This window comes from uncultured Bifidobacterium sp., from assembly GCF_949292005.1.
Lineage (GTDB): Bacteria > Actinomycetota > Actinomycetes > Actinomycetales > Bifidobacteriaceae > Bifidobacterium.
Map to the genome: position 1 here is coordinate 1 of NZ_CASEXV010000041.1, position 2946 is coordinate 2946.

The window sequence follows — 2946 nt, forward strand, 5'->3', positions numbered from 1 at the left end:
GCGTTGCGTATGCGCGCAATCACGGCGTCCTCGTCGGCGGTCTGGATCTCCAGATGCTCGGCAGCATACGCGTTGGCCGCGTCGATGGACTGGTCGATTCCATCAGTGAGGATGATGCCGGACTGGCTGCCGGTCAGCGACGTGGCAACGCGCTGAGCGTGCTCGGTACGAGGAACGCGACGGTCGAGGCTTTCCTGGACCTTCGCGGCCAGATCGGTGCTGTCGGTGATGAGCACGGATCCGGCGAGCTCATCATGCTCGGCCTGTCCGATGAGGTCGGCGGCCACCCATTCCGGGTTGGCTCCCTCGTCGGCGAGAATAGCGATCTCGGTGGGTCCCGCCACCGCGTCGATGCCGACGACTCCGGAGACGAGGCTTTTGGCGGTGGCGACGAAGATGTTGCCCGGACCGGTGATCTTGTCCACGGGATCGCAAAGAACCTCGCCATCCTGGGGCTCGCTGCCCTTCGCGCCATAGGCGAACATGGCGATCGCCTGGGCGCCGCCGACCGCGTACACCTCATCCACGCCAAGAATGGAACAGGTGGCGAGAATGACCCGATCGGGAAGGCCGTCGTTCGTGGCCTTGCTGGGAGGCGTGGCGATGGCCAGCGACTCCACCCCCGCGGCCTGCGCGGGGACCACGTTCATGATGACGGAGCTTGGATAGACGGCTTTGCCTCCGGGAACGTACAGCCCAACACGCTGGATGGGAATCCACCGTTCGCTCACCCGCGCCCCATCGCCGAGATCGGTGTGGAAGTCGCGGGGAACCTGGGATTGGGCGACGGCGCGCGCCCGGCGGACGGACTCCTCGATGGCCGCCCGGACGTCGGGATCCAGAGCCTCCTCGGCCTTGCGGATCTCCTCGGACGGAACACGCAGATCACGGGGACGTATATGGTCGAATTTCTCCTCGAAATCCCTCAACGCCGCGGCCCCACGCTCACGGACGTCGTCGAGGATCGGCGTGACCAGATCGGCGGCCTCGCTTGTCCCCATATCGGCCCGCGGCATGGCCTCGAGCATTTCGGCGCGCGTCAGCCGCCGTCCGCGCAGATCTATGATTCGCATCGTTTGCTCGCTCATAGCGCCCATGGTAACAATGCCCGGCAACAGCGGCGCCGGGACGAACCGGGGAGCCGCCACATTCTGGACGACGGCCGCATTTCGTGGGGCTCCCCGTCCCGAAAACCATCAGTCGACGCCGGCGTCGCCCCGCGACCTTCTCGTGGACGACTCACGCCCATGCCTCTCACCCGCCGGCCACCTCTCGCCCGCCGGCGCGTCATCGGACGGTTGGATGTCCAACGCCTCCCGAATCCGCTCCACACCCTCGCGGATCCCGTCCTTCATGGAGTCCTTCGCATCGGCCACCGAGTCCTTCGCCGCCACCGTCATGTCCTTCAACGAGTCGGAGGCCGAATCGATGAGCGTGGCGAACTTCGCCCGCGTCTGGGTGAACATCTCCCGGTCCTCGTCCGTCTCCTCGATGTCGTCGTCCTCCCCGAACAGATGGCCATCCGCATCCAGCTGCGCATCATCCTGCCCGTAGCCCAGATCGTCGATGAACTCGCCCACCCGGTCCCGGAACTGCTGCTGGGACTGGGGGTCGAGTTTGAGACCGAACACAAGACTTTGTCTGAAAGTCTCCATATTCAGATTTCCCAGCACGTTCATGGTCTGAACCGCCACAAAACGCCGAAGCCGGGGATGCCTGGTCACGATGTACTCACGACGGTCGTGCGCGGCCTGCATCCAGTCGCCCATGAGGGATCCGGACATCGAATGGACCGCCGACCCTGCCCGCAGCCTGTAGTGGTAGAGGACGTCCGGAATCCGCACCACCCGACGCGACTCGCCGATGACATTGCAGATGCGCGCCATGTCTTCGATGTACCGTCCCTCGGGAAACGAGAAATCCTGATTCTCGTAGATTGAGCGGTCCACCATGAAAGCCCAGAAATAACTGTCGATGTCGCCTTTGACCTGAAGGCGCAGAGCCTGCTCGGGCGTCAGCTCCACGACGTCCCCGCACTCGTTGTGTTTGTACGAGGACTTCATGGACGCGCCCGACTCGTCAACGGTGTCGAATCGGAATACCACCATGTCGGCGTCGTGGTCGGCCATGGCCTCCAGACAACGGGACACGAGGGTCGGCTCGACGAGGTCGTCGGAATCCATGAAATACACGTAATCGCCAGTGGCCGCGGACAATCCCACATTTCGGGCTTTCGACAGACCACCGTTCTCCTGGTGGATCACGCGAATCCGCGAATCCCTGCGCGCCCACTCGTCGCACATGCGCGGGCAGCGATCCGGCGAGCCGTCATCGACGAGGATGACCTCAAGTCGACGGTGGGTCTGCGCAACGACCCCCTCAAGGGCCTGGTCCAGGTAATCCTCAACGCCGTAGACTGGTATGACGACGCTCACCAAGGAATCCGGTCCAGACGCCAGACCGTCCGCCACTGAACCGTCCGTCAGGGCATCGTCTTCGCCACGAACCGATGATTTTCCAGCCGCCATCACATCCCCAGTCAACATCAACCATTCATCGACGTGATGCGCCCACGCCATCGTCGCCCACGCCATCATGAAACATCAACATCATCAGCTTCCCACTATATCCACAGTCGCGTCAGCATCATGGGAGGAATCGTATCTGGCCACTTCGGAGGCTCCGCTGCGGGATGCGGTTCCTCTCCGGCCTCACAGGGAAGACTTAGAGGTGCACAGGGACGACTTAGGTGCACAGAGAAGACGGTTAGAAGCACAGGGAAGACCATCAGGGGGCGTCGGAATGACGATTAACGGCGAGCACGGAAAAGCACATGCAGGTATGCGGAAAATGTCGTGAACTCATTGTCCATTCCCGTGATTTACACCTTATATTTCGCCAATTTGACCACATCTCGTGATATTTTGCCGATTGTGGCAATTTCCC

The 2946-nt window shown here is 62.4% G+C and carries 2 protein-coding genes; both read right to left on the reverse strand.

Annotation, left to right across the window (positions count from 1 at the left end; genetic code table 11):
* Positions 1-1088 (reverse strand): histidinol dehydrogenase (hisD, locus tag Q1X90_RS03110; RefSeq protein ID WP_300766455.1); only part of this gene is annotated, 1088 nt, incomplete at its 3' end.
* Positions 1089-1196: 108 nt separating this feature from the next.
* Complete coding sequence (locus tag Q1X90_RS03115; RefSeq protein ID WP_300766458.1) at positions 1197-2597, reverse strand: glycosyltransferase; 1401 nt, start codon at positions 2595-2597, stop codon at positions 1197-1199.
* Positions 2598-2946: the final 349 nt, after the last annotated feature.

Coding starts and splice junctions, on each gene's coding strand:
- Q1X90_RS03115 (WP_300766458.1), bottom strand. CDS start 2,597: ATGATGGCGTGGGCGACGATGGCGTGGGCGCATCACGTCGATGAATGG.